Source organism: Methanopyrus sp. (assembly GCF_053997775.1).
In genome coordinates this window covers 77,648-93,925 of record NZ_JBMXXF010000025.1, presented here as the reverse complement: position 1 = coordinate 93,925, position 16,278 = coordinate 77,648, and the positions used below count along the sequence as shown (strand labels likewise).

The 16,278-nt window shown below is 69.6% G+C and carries 19 protein-coding genes; 15 read left to right on the top strand and 4 right to left on the bottom strand.

What is annotated here, in order from left to right:
• Positions 1-4 precede the first annotated feature (4 nt).
• The 4 genes from ACXJJV_RS03540 to pcn are packed head-to-tail and all read left to right on the top strand — an operon-like array spanning position 5 to position 1,975.
• Positions 5-445 carry an NUDIX domain-containing protein gene (locus ACXJJV_RS03540; RefSeq protein ID WP_456466794.1) on the top strand — a complete coding sequence of 147 codons (441 nt, stop codon included), beginning with the start codon at positions 5-7 and terminating at the stop codon, positions 443-445.
• Positions 442-1,035 carry a hypothetical protein gene (locus ACXJJV_RS03535; protein ID WP_456466793.1) on the top strand — a complete coding sequence of 198 codons (594 nt, stop codon included), beginning with the start codon at positions 442-444 and terminating at the stop codon, positions 1,033-1,035. The genes ACXJJV_RS03540 and ACXJJV_RS03535 overlap by 4 nt, the downstream gene beginning before the upstream one ends.
• Before the next feature lies 1 nt (position 1,036).
• Complete coding sequence (locus ACXJJV_RS03530) at positions 1,037-1,168, top strand: hypothetical protein (RefSeq protein ID WP_456466792.1); 132 nt, start codon at positions 1,037-1,039, stop codon at positions 1,166-1,168.
• 36 nt (positions 1,169-1,204) lie between these two features.
• The gene (gene pcn / locus ACXJJV_RS03525; protein ID WP_456466791.1) at positions 1,205-1,975 is read left to right on the top strand and encodes a proliferating cell nuclear antigen (pcna); all 771 of its coding nucleotides are present in this window, start codon (positions 1,205-1,207) and stop codon (positions 1,973-1,975) included.
• Between the two features lies 1 nt (position 1,976).
• Here the strand turns inward: pcn and ACXJJV_RS03520 are convergent, their stop codons facing one another.
• The gene (locus ACXJJV_RS03520) at positions 1,977-2,426 is read right to left on the bottom strand and encodes a signal peptidase I (protein WP_456466790.1); all 450 of its coding nucleotides are present in this window, start codon (positions 2,424-2,426) and stop codon (positions 1,977-1,979) included.
• Positions 2,427-2,558: 132 nt separating this feature from the next.
• Here ACXJJV_RS03520 and ACXJJV_RS03515 point away from each other — a divergent pair, with 132 nt between their 5' ends.
• Positions 2,559-4,043, top strand: coding sequence for a cobyric acid synthase (locus tag ACXJJV_RS03515; protein WP_456466789.1), 1,485 nt, complete (start codon positions 2,559-2,561; stop codon positions 4,041-4,043).
• A gap of 3 nt (positions 4,044-4,046) precedes the next feature.
• Positions 4,047-4,628: a methyltransferase domain-containing protein gene (locus tag ACXJJV_RS03510; protein WP_456466788.1), complete on the top strand. Its 582-nt coding sequence runs from the start codon at positions 4,047-4,049 to the stop codon at positions 4,626-4,628.
• Here ACXJJV_RS03510 and ACXJJV_RS03505 read toward each other — a convergent pair.
• Positions 4,625-5,422 (bottom strand): nucleotide-binding protein, encoded by a 798-nt coding sequence (locus tag ACXJJV_RS03505; protein ID WP_456466787.1) that lies wholly within the window; start codon positions 5,420-5,422, stop codon positions 4,625-4,627. The genes ACXJJV_RS03510 and ACXJJV_RS03505 overlap by 4 nt on opposite strands.
• 31 nt (positions 5,423-5,453) lie before the next feature.
• Here ACXJJV_RS03505 and ACXJJV_RS03500 point away from each other — a divergent pair, with 31 nt between their 5' ends.
• Genes ACXJJV_RS03500 through dapB form a run of 6 tightly spaced genes read left to right on the top strand, consistent with a single transcriptional unit; the run spans position 5,454 to position 10,086 of the window.
• Positions 5,454-6,257: a DUF1002 domain-containing protein gene (locus tag ACXJJV_RS03500; RefSeq protein ID WP_456466786.1), complete on the top strand. Its 804-nt coding sequence runs from the start codon at positions 5,454-5,456 to the stop codon at positions 6,255-6,257.
• Positions 6,258-6,269: 12 nt separating this feature from the next.
• Positions 6,270-7,121, top strand: coding sequence for an NAD+ synthase (locus tag ACXJJV_RS03495; RefSeq protein ID WP_456466785.1), 852 nt, complete (start codon positions 6,270-6,272; stop codon positions 7,119-7,121).
• 13 nt (positions 7,122-7,134) lie between these two features.
• Positions 7,135-7,515, top strand: a complete 381-nt coding sequence (locus tag ACXJJV_RS03490) for a hypothetical protein (RefSeq protein WP_456466784.1) — start codon at positions 7,135-7,137, stop codon at positions 7,513-7,515.
• A complete protein-coding gene (locus tag ACXJJV_RS03485; protein WP_456466783.1) occupies positions 7,512-8,210 on the top strand; it encodes a hypothetical protein in 699 nt (232 codons plus the stop codon). The genes ACXJJV_RS03490 and ACXJJV_RS03485 overlap by 4 nt, the downstream gene beginning before the upstream one ends.
• Positions 8,211-8,224: 14 nt before the next feature.
• Positions 8,225-9,268, top strand: a complete 1,044-nt coding sequence (locus ACXJJV_RS03480) for a hypothetical protein (RefSeq protein ID WP_456466782.1) — start codon at positions 8,225-8,227, stop codon at positions 9,266-9,268.
• Complete coding sequence (dapB, locus tag ACXJJV_RS03475; RefSeq protein ID WP_456466781.1) at positions 9,265-10,086, top strand: 4-hydroxy-tetrahydrodipicolinate reductase; 822 nt, start codon at positions 9,265-9,267, stop codon at positions 10,084-10,086. The genes ACXJJV_RS03480 and dapB overlap by 4 nt, the downstream gene beginning before the upstream one ends.
• Here the strand turns inward: dapB and ACXJJV_RS03470 are convergent.
• Entirely contained in the window at positions 10,073-12,793 is a 2,721-nt protein-coding gene (locus ACXJJV_RS03470; RefSeq protein ID WP_456466780.1) for a valine--tRNA ligase, read from the bottom strand. The two genes, dapB and ACXJJV_RS03470, sit on opposite strands and share 14 nt — an antisense overlap.
• Before the next feature lie 81 nt (positions 12,794-12,874).
• On the opposite strand from ACXJJV_RS03470, the gene ACXJJV_RS03465 reads away from it, so the two are divergent.
• Both ACXJJV_RS03465 and hisC read left to right on the top strand, forming a co-directional pair.
• Positions 12,875-13,588, top strand: a complete 714-nt coding sequence (locus ACXJJV_RS03465; protein WP_456466779.1) for a DUF1614 domain-containing protein — start codon at positions 12,875-12,877, stop codon at positions 13,586-13,588.
• A gap of 5 nt (positions 13,589-13,593) precedes the next feature.
• On the top strand, positions 13,594-14,745 hold the full coding sequence (gene hisC, locus ACXJJV_RS03460) for a histidinol-phosphate transaminase (protein ID WP_456466778.1): 1,152 nt from the start codon (positions 13,594-13,596) through the stop codon (positions 14,743-14,745).
• Here hisC and ACXJJV_RS03455 read toward each other — a convergent pair.
• Positions 14,728-15,555: a radical SAM protein gene (locus tag ACXJJV_RS03455; RefSeq protein ID WP_456466777.1), complete on the bottom strand. Its 828-nt coding sequence runs from the start codon at positions 15,553-15,555 to the stop codon at positions 14,728-14,730. The two genes, hisC and ACXJJV_RS03455, sit on opposite strands and share 18 nt — an antisense overlap.
• 24 nt (positions 15,556-15,579) lie before the next feature.
• Between ACXJJV_RS03455 and ACXJJV_RS03450 the strand changes: the two genes are divergently transcribed.
• A complete protein-coding gene (locus tag ACXJJV_RS03450) occupies positions 15,580-16,197 on the top strand; it encodes an SAM-dependent methyltransferase (RefSeq protein WP_456466776.1) in 618 nt (205 codons plus the stop codon).
• Positions 16,198-16,278 lie beyond the last annotated feature (81 nt).

The following is a 16,278-nucleotide window of genomic DNA, read 5'->3' as shown; positions in this document are numbered from 1 at the left end:
TCGGATGACCGGGAAAACCAAATGCTTCTGCGTGTGCAAGGGCCGGTACCCGGCCCCCGCCCTCGCCGTCGACGGGATCGTCCCCTACGAGGGTGGGATCGTGCTGATCCGGCGGGGACGCGAGCCGTTCAAGGGCCGGCTGGCCCTGCCCGGCGGGTTCGTGGAGTGCGGCGAGACCGTGGAGGAGGCCGTGGCCCGCGAGGTCCGCGAGGAGACCGGGCTGAGGGTCAGGCCCGAGCGGCTCGTGGGCGTGTACTCGGACCCCGACCGGGACCCCCGCGGGCACGTCGTCTCCGTGTGCTTCCTCTGCAGGGTGGAGGGGGGCGAGCTGCGGGCTGGCTCCGACGCGGCCGACGTGGAGGTGGTGGATCCGGGTGAGCTGTCCCCCGAGAACCTGGCCTTCGACCACTACAGGATGCTCCGGGACGCGGGGATTGTGGATTGAGGAGGGAGGTAGAGGGGGCCGCGCTGCTGGCCCTGGGGGCGGCCGTGCTCACGATCTCCTCCTACGCCTTGAACGGTTTCTCGGAGCCACCTCGGCTCCCGGAGACGGACAACCCGGCCCTGTGCGACCGCTTTTTCGCGATCGTCTCCGGGTTCCTGTCGGGGACGGTGATGGCGGGGATGGGGGCCCTGAAGTTCCGGGAGAATGAGAAGGTGCGGGCCGCGCTGGGGCTGCTGAGGAAGGCGGAGAAGTACCTGGAGGAGGGGTCCGAGCGCATCCCGGCCAAGTACAACGCGCTCACCTACGCCCTGAGGGCACTGCGGTGCGTGAAGCGCGCGGCGGACCTGCTCGAGGAGGTGGAACGGGAGGCTGAGGGGAAGTCCGAGTCCGACCGGGGTGGTGAGGATGTACGAGCCTCCGAGCGGGAGTCCGGAGCCCGGGGATCGGGTGGTGGTGACGGGGATCGTGGTGAGCGAGGATCCGCTGACGATCGACGACGGGAGGAGGATCGTGAGGTGCCCCCCGACGGAGACGATGGAGGTGAGGGACGAGCGCGGGGAGCGGACCGAGGGGACACCGAAGCGGGGTGAGGTGGTCCGCGTCTTCGGCGTCGTGATCGACGCGGGCGAGGACCGGATCACGCTCGAGCCGCACGCCGTACAGCGGCTGAACCTGGAGCCCGAGCTCTGGCGGGACGTGCGCCGGGTGACCCATCAAGAATAAACAGCCTCCCCGCCGAACCCGGCCGGGGGCGAGCGCATGACCCTGTTCCGGGCGTACCAGGAGGAGGCCAGGTACTTCAAGTACGCGTTCAACGCGGCCGGCAAGGTCGTGGAGGAGGCCCCGCTGATCGTCTCTCCGGACAAGGGGATCCTGTCCCGGGCGATGGACGCCTCGCACATCGCCATGGCCGTGCTCGAGATGCCCTGGGAGATGTTCGACGAGTACGAGGCCCCGACGGAGGAGGACGAGCTGATCTACGGGCTGGACATGGAGGAGGTGACCCGCATCGTCCGGCGGGCGCGGGTCACGGACGAGTTCACCCTGGAGGCGGAGAACGAGGAGGAGGTGATCGTTAAGCTGGCCTCGGGCGGCTACGAGCGCGAGTTCCGGCTGCGGAGCATCGAGGTCGAGGACATCCCGGACGAGCCCGAGCTGGACTACACGGTGGAGGTCACGGTGGTTCCGGACTTCGTGCAGGACGCCGTGCGGGACGCGGACCTGGTCAGCGACACCGTGAAGGTCGGCGTGGAGGACGGGACGTTCTACTTCAAGGCGGAGGGCGAGCGGGGCGTGGTGCAGCCGAAGGTGAGGGAGGGCGCCGAGGCCCTGCTGAGCTTCGACGCCGAGGAGAACGTGGAGACGGCCTACCCGCTGGACTACCTGAAGGACATGATCCAGGCCGCCCAGGGCGCCGAGAGCGTCATCATCCGGCTCGGCGAGGACATGCCGCTGGAGCTCGAGTTCCGGATCGGTCCCGCCGGCGAGGGCCGGCTGAAGTTCTACCTGGCCCCGCGGGTCGAGGAGTAGCCTACCCCGCCCCGTACAGGTACCGATCCAGCAGCGCCTTCGGGTACCCCACGTACGGGATCCGCAGCACCACCTTCCCGCTGATGTACTTCGGCGGCACCGGCGACCACGGGTCCGGCAGCGGGTTGTTGTCCCCCTTCGTGACCACGCCCCGAGGCGTCTTCGCGATCACCCGGTGCACGATCGGCACCGACCGGCCCGGCAACCGGTACACCACCACGTCCCCCCGGCGGATCTCGCCGTACGGCACGCCCACGACCACCAGCACGTCACCCACGTTGTAGTACGGGTACATGCTCTCCGAGATCACCGTCACCACCGGGTCCGGCGTGCCCAGGACGAACCCCAGCCCGTACCGGAGCCCGTACCCCAGCGCCACGCCGAGGACCACGTACACGACCGCGGCCCTCCACCCGCTCAGCGACCGAAACCACCGGATCGCGCGCCTCAACCCCGTCAACCCTGAACCACCCCGGCGGGCGCCGTCCCCGGCCGAGAAATAGGTACCGGGGACCGCCCCCTCCGCGTCCGACCCGACGGCAGAAATTAGCCCGAGTTACGGTCGGCTAAACCGGGGCTGACCTTGACCGCGATCATGTTCGTGGGGACCTGCTCCAACTCCGGCAAGTCCTTCCTCACCGCCGCCCTGTGCGCCTACCTGCGCCGGCGCGGGGTGGACGCGGCCCCGTTCAAGTCCCAGAACATGTCACTGAACTCCTACGTCGCCCGAGAGGGCGGGGAGATCGCCGTCGCCCAGGCCTTCCAGGCCCGCATGGCCGGGCTGGACCCCTCGATCCACCACAACCCGGTGCTGCTCAAGCCCCGCGGCGAGCGCCGCTCCGAGGTCATCGTGCACGGCCGCCCCCTGGGCACCATGACGTACGACGAGTACCGCCGGATCGCCCTTGACGAGCCCTGGGAGGCCGTGCAGGAGTCGGCGGAGCGACTCACCGAGGAGCACGAGGTCATCGTGGCGGAGGGCGCCGGCTCGCCGGCCGAGATCAACGTCCTCGACACCGACATCGCGAACCTGCGCGTGGCGGAGCTCCTGGACGCGGACGTGGTGCTCGTCGCCGACATCAGCCGGGGCGGGGCGTTCGCCGCCGTTTACGGGACGATCAAACTCATCCCCGAGCGCTGGCGCCGGCTCATCAAGGGCTTCCTGTTCAACAAGTTCCGGGGCGACGAGTCCCTCTTGAAGCCCGGGATCCGCGAGCTCGAACGCCGGCTCAACGTCCGGTACCTGGGCACCCTCGGATTCGTCGAGGACTTCTGGATGCCCTGGGAGGACTCCGAGGCCCTGGACGCCCACTCCCCCGGCCGCGGCACCGTGCACGTGGCCGTCGTCCGACTCCCTCGCATCGCCAACTTCACCGACTTCGAACCCCTGGCCATGGAACCCGACGTCCGCGTCGAGTTCGTGGATCCCCGCGACTCCATACCCGAGGGAGCGGACGCCGTCATCCTCCCCGGCACCCGCACCACGGTCTCCGACCTGGAGGAGCTCCGCCGGCACGGCATGGACGAGGAAATCGTCCGAGCCGCCCGGGAGGGCACCGTCGTCCTCGGCGTATGCGGCGGTTACCAGATGCTAGGCCGGAAGCTGATCGACGAGGCGGGGGCCGAGCTGGACGAGGGCGAGTCCGTGCCCGGGCTGGGCCTGCTCAACGCGACCACGGTCTTCCCCGCCGACGCAACCAAGGTCACCGTGCGGGCCCGCGGGCGCGTCCTGCACCCCCGGCTGCGGGGCATCGAGGTGGAGGGGTTCGAGATACACGAGGGCCGCACCCGAACCCGGGATCCGGCCTTCCTCCGGGTCCGCGACGGGTACGGGAACGACGGCTCGGGCGTCGACGGCGCGTACCGCACGAACCCCCCGGTGCTCGGTACGTACCTCCACGGGATCTTCTTCAACCGGCGGTTCCGGCACGCCTTCCTGCGGTGGATCTCGGGCGGGGAGTGGCGCCCCCCGGGGTACGACGCGGTGCGGCGGGCCTTCCTTAGGAACCTGGACCGGGCCGAGGAGATCCTGGAGTCCACCTCCATCCCGGAGCTCCTCGGGGTGTGACGCTTGGACCTGGACCGGCTGAAGGCCACCGTCTTCGAGCGCGTGACCCGGCCGATCGAGCCCAAGGACGCGGGGCTGATCGCGGAGCGCCTCGGCCTGCTCCCCGGGCACCGCGTGTTCGAGGCGGGCGTCGGCTCCGGGTTCCTCACGGCCTCCCTGGCCCGGATCGTGTACCCGGAGGGCGAGGTGGTGGGGGTGGAGATCGACGGGGACCGGCTGGAGCGGGCGCGCCGGAACCTCCGACGACTGGGCCGCGTCTACGAGGAAAGCGTCAAGCTGCGGCGCGGGGACGCCCGGGAGTTCCTGGAGAGCGAGGAGGACGAGTTCGACGCGCTGGTCCTCGACCTACCCCGGCCCGAGGAAGTGCTTCGGGTGGGCCTCGACCGGCTCGGCCCCGGGGGGAAGGTGGCCGTGTTCTGCCCGTTCTACGAGCAGGTGAGGAGGGTGTGGGAGGCGCTGGAGGACCGGTGCTCGTGGCTGGAGGCCGTGGAGCTGATCGAGCGGGAGGTGCGGGTGGAGCCGAGGGGCACCCGGCCGGGTCGGGCCCGCGGCCACACGGGCTTCCTGGTGTTCGGTCGCGCCTAGGAGAGTCCAAGGAACTCCAGCACCTCGCGCTCGCCCATCGGCTCCGGCACGGTGCCCCGGGCCCGCAACATCCGGTCCGCCAGCTCCCGGAACCGGTCCGCCGCCTCGGAGTCCGGGAACGCCCGGATCACGGTCCTCCGCCGCGCCTCCGCCTCCCGCACCTCCCGCAGGAAGGGCAGATCGTAGACCAGCTCGGCGCGAACCCGCTCGCAGAACTCCCGCACGCGGTCGGGATCGGACTCCTCCACGCGCCGGTTGTGCACGACCCCGCCCAGCCTCGCCCCGCCCCGGCGCGCGTACTCCGCCACCCCCACGCAGATGTTGTTCGCCGCGTACAGGGCCATCGGCTCGCTGGACGTGACGACGAACACGCGGTCCGCGAACCCCCGGCGGATCGGCAGCGCGAACCCCCCGCACACGACGTCACCCAGCACGTCGAAGATGACCACGTCCACCCCCTCGAAGGCTCCCCACCGGTCCAGCAGCTCCAGCGCCTTCAGCACGCCCCGGCCCGCGCACCCGACGCCCGGCTTCGGTCCCCCGGACTCCACGCAGCGCACCCCGAAGTCGCCCTCGAAGATCACGTCCTCCGCGGACAGGTCCTCCCCCTTCCTCCGGTACTCGCCCATCACCGTGGGGATCAACCGACCCGTGAGCAGGAGCGTGGAGTCGGCCTTGGGGTCGCACCCGACGAGCATCACGTCCAGACCCTCCTCCGCCAGCGCCGCGGCCACGTTCGCCGCGATGGTGGACTTTCCGATCCCACCCTTGCCGTAGACGGCCAGCTTTTTCAACGCGCATCGACCCCGGACCAGGGTGTCCGGGTTGCGACGGACGCTCGCGATCGTGATCGTCGCGGTTATCGCGACGGCGACCGGCGGCTCGTACTACGAGGTCAACTACGGTAGGGGATACGTGGAACGCCCCGTGGTGACCTTCGGTGAGACGACCTGGCGGCACGCGACCGACCGGGCCGTCCGGCTGTTCCGATCGGTGGGCGTGGACGTGTCCGGCGCCCGGCGCGAGGTGGTGACGGCGGAGGAGACCAACCGGATCGCCGCCGAGATCACGGGTCGCCGGTACACCCCGGGGGAGATCTACAGCTGCGCGGCCGTGACCCCTTACGACCGACCCCCCAGGACGTACCGGGAGGTTCAAGGTTACCGGATCTACGTCGGACCCGAGATCACGGTGTGCCGCCCCGAGACCTACGCGGAGGCGCTGGCCTCGATCGGGGCGCCCCCGTGCTCGATCACCGTGAGAAGCCCCGTGCGGGCCACGGGCGAGGCCGCGCTGGCCGGCGTGCACAAGGCGCTCCGCCGGGCGGGCGTGCAGGTCTCCGACCGGGACGCCCGGTTCTCCCAGGCCGTGCTGGAGGCCGTGAAGTCCGCCGGGAACGACGCCCGCAGGCGGGCGGCCGCCGCGACCGTGGTGGCCGTGTGCGTGCTCTGGGGCGAGGACGACCCGAACCGGGCGGCCGAGGTGCAGCACCGGGTGGAGCGGGCCTACGGGGTGAGGTTACCGCCGGATACCGCGGTCAACGCGGCCCGGGCCGCCCGGCTGGCCCGGGAGGGGGCCGGCTACTCCCGTTGGTGGCTGCTCAAGCGGATCCTAGAGTACTGGCTCTGAGGGGGAAGCGGCGTGCCCCGGTACGAGCCCCCGATCCCGGAGCTCCGGCTGGACCCGGGGCGCGAGGTGGAGCGGGTGACCGGGTTCATCCGACGGGTGTTCGAGGAGGCGGGACGGGACACCGCCGTGATCGGGCTGAGCGGTGGGGTGGACTCCGCGACCGCCCTGGGGCTGACCGTGGAGGCGCTGGGCGAGGACCGCGTCGTCGCGCTGATTCTCCCCGAGCGCGACACGCCGGAATCGGACGTGGAGGACGCGGTCCGAACGGCGGAGCGGTTCGGCGTGGAGTACCACGTGCACGACATCACCCGGGTGCTGGAGGCGTTCGGTGCGGGCTCCTACGTGCCGTGTCGACCGTTCAACCGGGCCGCCGACGCCAACCTCAAGGCCCGGGTGAGGATGTGCGTGCTTTACTACTTCGCCAACGAGCTGGGCGGTCTGGTCGTCGGGACTGGGAACCGGACGGAGTGGCTCACCGGGTACTTCACGCTGCACGGGGACGGGGCCTGCGACCTGGCCCCGATCCGGCACCTCTACAAGACGCAGGTGTACCTGGTGGCGGACCACCTGGGGGTTCCGAGGAGGATCGTCGAGGAGAAAGAGCCGTCCGCCCGGCTGTGGCCCGGCCAGACGGACGTGAAGGAGTTGGGGATCGACTACCCCCGGCTCGACGCGATCCTGTACGCGCTCGTGGACGAGGGACTGTCGCCGGAGGAGGCGGTGTCGTGGCTCAGGGAGCGGGGGGTGGAGGTGAGCGCGCGGGAGGTGAAGGAGGCGCGCCGGCGACTGCTTTCCTCGTCCTTCAAGCGCCGCATTCCACCGAGTCCGGACGTTCCGGAACCTGAGGATCCCTTCCTCCCGTAGGGGAATCGAGCCCGTGAGCGAGGTCACGGTGACTCTGGAATTCGGGTGCCGGTATGGGGTCAGCCTGTGGGTGGCTCAGCAATACGCGTGCATGGCCGTGACCCTAACGCTCATACTCTTCCTGATCAAGCACGCCCGCATGTCGTTGAGGGTGGGGGACACCGACTGCTTCCTTGTGTGCGTCGGGACGATGCTGCTGCTCGCCGCCACCGGGCTGCTCGGCCCCCTGAACACGCTGATGCACCTGTACCGGATCCTGCCTCACCACCGGCTTGGGCTGCTTAGGTGGTCGTTCGTGGGACTCCTTCTCGCGGGCTCCACCCTGTTCGCGCTCGGCCTGGCGAACATCCTTTCCCGACGCCCACCGAAGCCCTTCAGGGGAGGGACCGGTTGATTGGGTCCCTGCTGGCCTCGCACTGCTGCCCCCTCGCAATCACGTGGGACATCGTCGCGGAGCTCCTGGAGCTCCTCCCACCCACCATACGGCTGGCGTGCTGGGGCCCTGAGGTGCGCGAGCTCTGCCTGGAATCGGGAAGGGCGGTCGAGCCCGAGAGGCTCGACGGGAGGACCGTCGTGGTGGCGGAGGAGAGGGAGGCCGACGACGCGCGGCGGGCCCTCTCACGCGCGCGCTCCGTGGTGATCGTCACCGACGACCCGGGGGAGGCGTCGAGCAGGTGCGGGCTGGTGGGCGTCGACGCCTCCCGCGTCCACGTGCCCGTCGAGCGTCGTGGTCGGGTGACGAGCGTGCGGTTCTCCTACCGGGGCTTTACGTACCTCCTGGGTATTCGGAGGGTGGGACGGTTCCCGATGCCCCCGGACTACGACGCCCTGTACAACACCCTGGCGCGGGAGCTCACCGGGGCCCGCACGATCTCCGAGCTGTGCAGGAGGCTGGATTTCCACGAGGTGCCGGTGCGCCTCGCACTCATTCACGGGTGGTTGAAGTGGGGAAACCGGCGCGTGCTCAAGTTAAGGGACTGGGTGCCTCCTGGCGCTTTAATGAGGGAGGGACGCTCCGCCCGGGACCTGCTGGACGGTAGAGCGACGCTGCTCGTGACCGTCCCGCTCCGGTACCTCTTCCCGATTTAGGGGGCGTGTCGACGTTGATACTGCGCTCCAAGCACCTTCCCACGCTGCTGATCGAGGGCAAGGTGCCCGAGGACGCGCGGGACGCGGTGAACGAGCGGGGAGAGCTCGACCTACCCCGGCTGGTGGACGAGTGCGTCGAGCGGCTCGACCCCCACCCAGGCCTCCGGGACCGCGTGCGGGAGGCGGCGCTCGAAGCCTCGAAACGTATAGGATTCCCGATGGGTGAGTCCGCCGAGTTCGATCTGCACCCGTGGCTGGCCCCGGGGGTGTTCTGGGACGGGCTGAAGGACCTGTACGAGGGCGGGCTGGAGGGGGAGACCGGGCGGGACGCGGAGGTGCTTTTCATCTCGGTGCACCATCACAAGCGCGGAGTCTCGGACTACGTCTATCGGACCCTGGAGCGGTTCGAGCCGGAGGCGGTCTGCCTGGAGACGAGCCCGGCGGGACTGGAGACGGCCCTGCACTACACCCTCTCCCCGCTCCCCCACGCGGGGATCGAGGTGCTGGTCCGCGTCCCGGTGAAGATGCTGCTGGGCGTGTACCGGGACCTCTACGGGGCCCTGGTGTACTGCCTGAGATCCGGGGCCGTACCCGTCCCCGTGGACGTGCCGGCGTCGCTGCGGGCGGAGCGGTGGCGGAGGAACCCAACCTCGCTGGAGGATCCCAGCGTCCACCATTTCGAGCGCGAGGTGGACAGAACGATGGGTCCCACCGGGGAGCTCTTCTTCCTCGAGTACGAGCGCGTGGAGCCCGAGCTCCGGCACCTGGGGGAGCGGGTGCGAGCGAACGTACCGCTGCTGGCCTCGGAGGAGTTCGTGAGGTTCCACCTCTCGTACCGGGAGGAGTACATGCTGAGTCGGATCGCCCAGCTCGCCCGGGAGTTCGACCGGCTGGCCGTGGTGGTGGGTGCCGTGCACACGTCGGAGATGGAAAGGAGGTGGAATGAGGGAAGCTTTAGGTACCGTGAACCGAAGCCCGAGGGGTACAAGGCCGCCGAGTGGACACTGTCCCCGGAGTACAAGAGGCACAAACTGGTCGTAGAGGGTGAATCCAGGTGATCCGGGTCATCGTGATCGGCGCTACGGGTAGGATGGGCCGGCGGATCTGCCGGATGGTGCTGGAGGACGATGAGCTGGAGTTGGTGGGGGCGGTGGCCTCACCCTCATCTCCCCACCTGGGACGGGACATCGGGCTGATCGTCGGGAACGAGAGCGTCGGGGTGGAGGTGTCGCCGCCCTCCGCCATCCCGAGCCTGGCGGAGGGGGCGGACGTGGCCATCGACTTCACGACCCGGGAGGCGGCGCTGGAGAACGTTCCGCGGGCCGCGAAGGCCGGGTTGGACCTTGTCGTGGGCACGACGGGGTTCAGTAGGGAGGAGCTGGAGCGGCTCAAGCGGACCGTCCGGGAGGCCGGCGTCTCGGCCGTGATCTCGCCGAACATGTCGCTGGGCGTGAACCTGCTGTTCGAACTCACCCGGCAGGTGGCCCGGGTGCTCGGGGAGAACGGGTTCGACTTCGAGATCGTCGAAGTGCATCACCGGCACAAGGTGGACGCGCCGAGCGGGACCGCGCTGAAGCTGGCCGACATCCTGGAGGAGGAGCTGGGCGAGGTAAGGAGAGTGTTCGGCCGGGAGGGAGAGGTCGGTCCCCGGGGAGACGACGAGGTGGGCATCCTAGCGGTCCGAGGCGGGGAGGTCGTCGGGGATCACACGGTCATGGCGCTGGGGGAGTACGAGCGACTCGAGCTCACGCACCGGGCCCTGTCCCGGGACGCGTTCGCCAAGGGCGCGCTGGTGGCGGCGAAGTTCGTGGTTGAGGCGCCCCCCGGCGTGTACAGCATGCGCGACGTCCTGTTCCGGGGCTCTAAAGCCCCCTGATCTCCAGGATCACTCCCGGCCGCACCTCGACGGCGCGCCCCTCCCCGCCCTTCACCCGCAGCTCCCACTCCACGTCCACACATTCCTCGTCCAGCTCCACCTTCTCCCCGTCCACCTCGATCACCGCCCTCCCACGCTCCCGGAGCTCCAGCGCGATCTCCTCCCCGTGCTCCTCCACGTACTCCATAATCCTGCCCGTCAGCTCCCGGTAGCGCGGACCGATCACGTCCATCCGCGGCTCCACCTTGACCGGCACCTTCTCCAGCTCCGGCTCGCCCACCTCCACCCGGATCTCCTCGGCCCGGGTGGCGCTGTACAGGTCCGGCAACGAGTCCTCCAGCGCGTCCGCCAGCTCCCCGTCCTCGACGTAGATCGTGAGCCCCTCGAACTCGGCGCCCATTCGCAGCCCGGCGTCCGTCTTCGCCTTCCGCACCTCCGACACGATGGCCCGGAGTACCTCGCCGCACTCCTCCGCCCGCTCGTCGATCCAGGACTCGTCCGCCTCCGGCCACGACTGCCGGTGAACGCTCTCGTCGAACAGCCGGTGGTACAGCTCCTCCGTCACGAACGGCATGAACGGGGCCAGTAACCGCAGCAGCCCGTCCACGATCACCGTGAGCACGGCCTGGGCGGCCCGCTTCGACCCCTCGCCCAGCTCCTCCGGCCGGTACAGCCGCAGCTTGGCCATCTCCAGGTAGTCGTCCGCCAGCTCCTCCCATGCGAACTCCTCGATCGCCTTGATCGCGTCGTTGAACCGGTAACTCTCCTCCAGGCACTCGGTCACCTTCCGCACGAGTCGGTGGTACCGGGACAGGATCCACCGGTCCGCGGTCGTCAGCTCGTCCTCGACGTCCTCCGGGGAGAGTGACGGGTCGACGTAGTCCTTGACCAGCCGGCAGATATTCCACACCTTCTTCGCGAACCGGTAGCCGCGGCGGATCGTCTTGGTCATGTACTGCACGTCCGAGCCCGGGGCGCCCGAGGACACGGCCCAGTACCGCAGGGCGTCCGCGCCGTACTCCTCGATCACCTCGGTCGGCTCCACCACGTTGCCCCGCGACTTGCTCATCTTGTGCCCGTCCTCGCCGAACACCATCCCGTTGATCAGGATCTCCCGGAACGGCTCGCTGCCCGCGTGGATCAGCGCGCGAACGGTCGTGTAGTACAACCACGTCCGAATGATATCGTGGCCCTGCGGGCGCAGGTCCACGGGCAGCTCGGGCTCCCTGTCGGGCCAGCCCTGCACCACCAGCGGGGTGATGGAGCTGTCCATCCACGTGTCCATCACGTCCGTCTCCGGCTCGAACTCCGTGCACCCGCACTCCGGGCACTCGTCCACGGGCGGGTCATCCCGGGTCGGGTCCACCGGCAGCTGGTCCTTGTCCGCCGGGATCACCCGCCCGCACTCCTTGCAGTACCACACCGGGATGGGGGTCGCGAAGATCCGCTGTCGGGAGATGCACCAGTCCCAGTCCATCGAGTCCGCCCAGTCCTCGAGCCGCTTGCGCATGTGCTCCGGGATCCACGCCATCCTCCTTGCGGCTCGCTTCACCTCCTCCGCCAGGTCTCGCACGCGCACGAACCACTGCTCCTTGACCAGAATCTCGATCGGCGTCTTACACCGCCAGCACACGCCCACGTTTTGCGTGATCTTCTCCCGGTCCCTCAGGTACCCCTCCTCCTTCAGCGCCTCCACGATGGCGGCGCGCGCCCGCTCCACCTCCATCCCGGCGAACTCGCCCGCCACCTCCGTCATCCGACCCCGCTCGTCGATGGCCTTCACGACCGGCAGGTCGTGCCGCTTGACCCACGTCACGTCCTGCTTGTCGCCGAACGTACAGATCATCACGATCCCCGTACCGAACTCCGGGTCCACCTCCTCGTCGGCGATGACCGGCACCTCCCAGGGCACGTCCCGCTCGCCGAAGCGCTCGTGCAGCGGCACGACCAGTCTCTTGCCGACGAGGTCCCGGTACCGCTCGTCGTCCGGGTGCACGGCCACGGCCACGCAGGCGGGGAGCAGCTCCGGCCGCGTCGTCGCGATCGTGACGGATCCATCCCCGTCCGCGACCGGGAACTCGATGTAATTGAGGTAGGTCTCGCGCGTGACGTACTCGACCTCGGCGAAGGCGATGGCCGTCTCGCACCGCGGGCACCAGTTGACCGGGTGTTCCTCCCGGTACGCGTAGCCCTTCTCCAGCAGTTCAAGGAACCCGTACTGGCTCCGCCGGATGTAGTCCGGGTCCATGGTCACGTAGGAGCCGAGCTCGCGCAGCTCCTCGTTCTCGAAGTCGATGCAGTCCGTCCACCAGTCGATCGAGCACCCGAGCTGAATCAGCTGCTCCCGCATCCTCTTGATGTTCTCGAGCGTGAGCTCCTCGCACAGCTTACGAAACTCCTCCCGCGGCACGTCCCGCTTCGTGATCCCGTGCATCTCCTCCACCTTGACCTCGGTCGGGAGCCCGTGGCAGTCCCACCCCTGCGGGAAGAACACGTCGTACCCGCGCATCCGCTTGTACCGGGCCACCACGTCCATGTAGGTCCAGTTGAGCACGTGCCCCATGTGCAGCTCGCCCGTGGGGTACGGGGGCGGCGTGTCGATCACGTACGGCGGTCGCTCCTTCCCGCCCCGGAACCGGTACTCCCGGTTCTCCAGCCACCGCTTCTGCCACTTCGGCTCGATCCGGGACGGGTCGTAATCCTCCAACCCGCTCCCCCCGCCGCCACCGTCACCCTCAGCTTAAATATCCCCGGGCCCGCGCACGTCCTCCCGGACGGGGTGAGCGGCTTGAACGGGCGGGTGGTCCACCGGCCCTCCTCCCGGGTATTCATGGTTTTACTGGCCCTCTGGCTGCTGCTCTCGTTCCTGATGACGTTCATGTACTTCATCAGCATCCCCGGGTTCTTCCGGGCCCTGGGCCTCGAGCCCCGAACGGCCCTCCTGCTCTCACTGCTCTCCATCCTCGGAAGCACCGTTAACATCCCGATTCGACGCATCCGACGGTCGGTCACGGTCCAGCACGAGACCTACTCCTTTTGGGGTATCGCCTACCCGGTCCCGCTGAAATCGACCGAGGAGATCACCATCGCGATCAACCTCGGTGGCTGCGCGGTCCCGCTGGCCGTCTCCTGCTACCTGATCGCCACCCGACCGCACCTGTGGCTCTGGTACCTCCTCGACACCGCCGCGACGACCGCCGTCTCCTACGCCACCGCCCGCGTGATCCCGGGAGTGGGGATTGCCGTCCCCTTCTTCGTCCCCGCCACCGTCGCCGGCGTCATCGCCCTGGCGCTGGACCTCCGACAGGCGGCCAGCGTCGCCTACGTGGCCGGCACCCTGGGCACCCTCATCGGGGCCGACCTGCTCCACCTCCGACGCGCCATCCGCCTGGGGAACGCCCCGGTGCTGAGCATCGGGGGCGCCGGCACGTTCGACGCCATCTTCGTCACCGGGCTCACCGCCGTCTGGATCGCCTACGCTCTTGCCCCCACCGGGGGATAGCCCCCGTGCGCATCCGACGGCACGTGCTGAGGCTCGAACCCTACACCCCGGGCAAGTCCAAGGAGGAGCTGGCGCGCGAGTACGGGGTCGAGCCGGACGAGATCGTCAAGCTCGGATCGAACGAGAACCCCCTGGGCCCCCCGCCCCGGGCCGTCGAGGCGGCCGAGCGGGAGCTCCGCCGCCTGCACGAGTACCCGGAGCCCCTCGCCCCGCCCGAGCTCTTCGACGCCATCCGAGAGTACCTGGCGGACCCCCCGTACCCCGCCGGGGAACCCGTCGACGTCACCGAGGACCGACTGATCGTGGGAGGGGACGGCGCGGACGAGATCATCGATCTCCTCGTCCGGATCACGGTCGACCCGGGCGACACCGTCCTGACCCTCGCGCCAACCTTCTCCCAGTACGGCGTCTCCACCCGGGCGGCCGGGGGTAGCGTCCGACACGTCCCCCTCGACCCCGAGCGGGGGTTCCAACCCGACGAGGATCGACTGTTCGAGGCCCTGGAGGACGTGAGGATCGCGTTCCTGTGCACGCCCAACAACCCGACCGGGAACGCCCTCCCGGAGCGGCTCGTGCGCGACGCGATCGAGGAGTGCCCCGGCGTCGTGCTGATCGACCACGCGTACGTGGAGTTCGCCGACCACGACTACACGCCGCTGGCCCTCGAGTACGACAACGTCCTCGTCCTACGCACGTGCTCGAAGGCGCTGGGGCTCGCCGGGGCCCGGGTCGGGTACGCCGTCGCCGACCCGGAGCTCATCGAGCACCTCCGACGCGTCAAGCCGGTGTTCAGCCTCACCCGACCCAGCGCAGCGGCCGCGACCGCGGCGCTCCGGGACCGCGAGCACGTGCGGCGAACCGTGGACCTGGTGCGGAGGGAGCGGGAGCGACTGCGGCGGCGCATCAACGGGCTCCCGGGGACAAGGGCGTACCCGTCCGAGGCCAACTACCTGTTCGTGGACGTGGGCCCGGCGGGAACGGACGCCCCCACGTTCACGGAGGAGCTGCTCCGACGGGGCGTGATCATCCGCGACTGCAGCACCTTCGAGGGCCTCGACGAGCCGCGGTACGTCCGGGTCTCGGTGGGGCTGCCCGAGGAGAACGACCGGTTCGTGGAGGCCGCCCGCGAGGCGCTGGAGTCACTCCAGTCGGGCTAGGAACTCGTCCAGCGGGACGAACCTCCGGCGCGGCCGGGGCACCCCGGGCTCCGGCGCGTACCGCAGCCACCGCGGATCCACCTCCTCCCCCAGCTCCCGGAGCGCCCTCTCGAGGCTGTCCAGCCAGCAGGCCGGGGCCGTCACCCGAAACCCCAGCTCCCGGAACCCCTCCACCCAGTCCAACAGCTCCCCGACCAGGTCGAACCGATCCGGATCGAGCCCCAGCCGGCCGAGCCGCTCCACGGCGTCCCCGAACGGGATCAGCGGCTGCACGAACACCTCCTCCGGGTCGCAGTCAATCCCCGCCAGCTCCTCCGGGAGGTCATCGTTGATCCCCGGCAGGAACAGGGAGCGCACGATCAGCCCCTCCTCGACCCCGCTCAGGAAGGCCCGAGCGCGCTCCGCCTCTCCCCCGTGCAGGCGCTCGTACGTGTCGGGGTCCAGCGTGTCCACGCTGACCATGATCAGGTCGCACAGGTCCGAGAGCTCCCCGGCCAGATCGGGCCGGCACCCGCGCGTCTGCAGGTCGATGCGGTCGAACGTCCCGGCCTCCCGGACCCGCCGCAGGATCTCCACCAGGCGCGTCCCCAGCACCGTGGGCTCGCCGTACTGGGACACGGTCAGGCAGCCGCCCATCTCCCCGTACAGGCCGGGCCGGATCCTGACCCCCCTCCGCAGCGCGTACCGGCAGTAGCAGTGCGGGCACCGGTGCGGGCACTCGGTGGTCAGCTCCAGGGTGGGGTGGTGCTCGCCCTCGGCGCGGGCGCCGGGGCAGCCCTCGCAGTGTTGGGAAGCCTTTAACCCGAGCATACCCACCCACGCCCGGGGTTGCGGTTGGAGGTCGTCGGAGTGGGTCCCAACCCGCGCCGGTTCTTGACCCTAGAGGCCCTGAAGCGGATCGAGCGGGCGGACCTGCTCGTGGGCAGCGAGTCGATGTTCCGGGAGCTGGACGGGCTGAGGGTGGAGGTGGAGCTGGACCTATCCGAGAAGGAGCTGGTCACGTGGAACGGCTCCGTTCGGGACGTGCTGGAGGAGGTGGCCCCGCGGGGCCCGGTCGTCCTGGCCCGGGGCGACCCGATGTACATGGGCGTGGGCCGGCTGGCGACCGCCCTGTTCGAGGACGTGGAGGTGGTGCCCGGGGTCTCCTCGCTCCAGGCCCTGATGGCCCGGTTCGGCCGGGGATTCCACGAGGTGGAGCGGCACGTGAACCTGCACAGTCGCCAAGAGGTTAAGAAGGTGATCGACCTCGTTCGCGAGGGGTACACCACTGCCGTCCTGTTCGGGAAGGTGCGACCCTCGGAGCTCGTGGACGAGCTGAAGCGCTCGGGCGTGCGGGTGGACGTGCTGGCGGGGGAGCGCCTCTGGTACGGGGACGAGCGATTGGTGCGCGACCTGGACGGGCTCCGGGAGCTCTCCCCTTTCACCGTGGCGGTGCTGAGGCGTAAGAGTTAGTATTCGGAACGGGGCATGAGACGAGTCCGCGGGGGTTCACCCGGTTGCCTGAAGTTGTGTTAACGATGGACCGCACGTTGG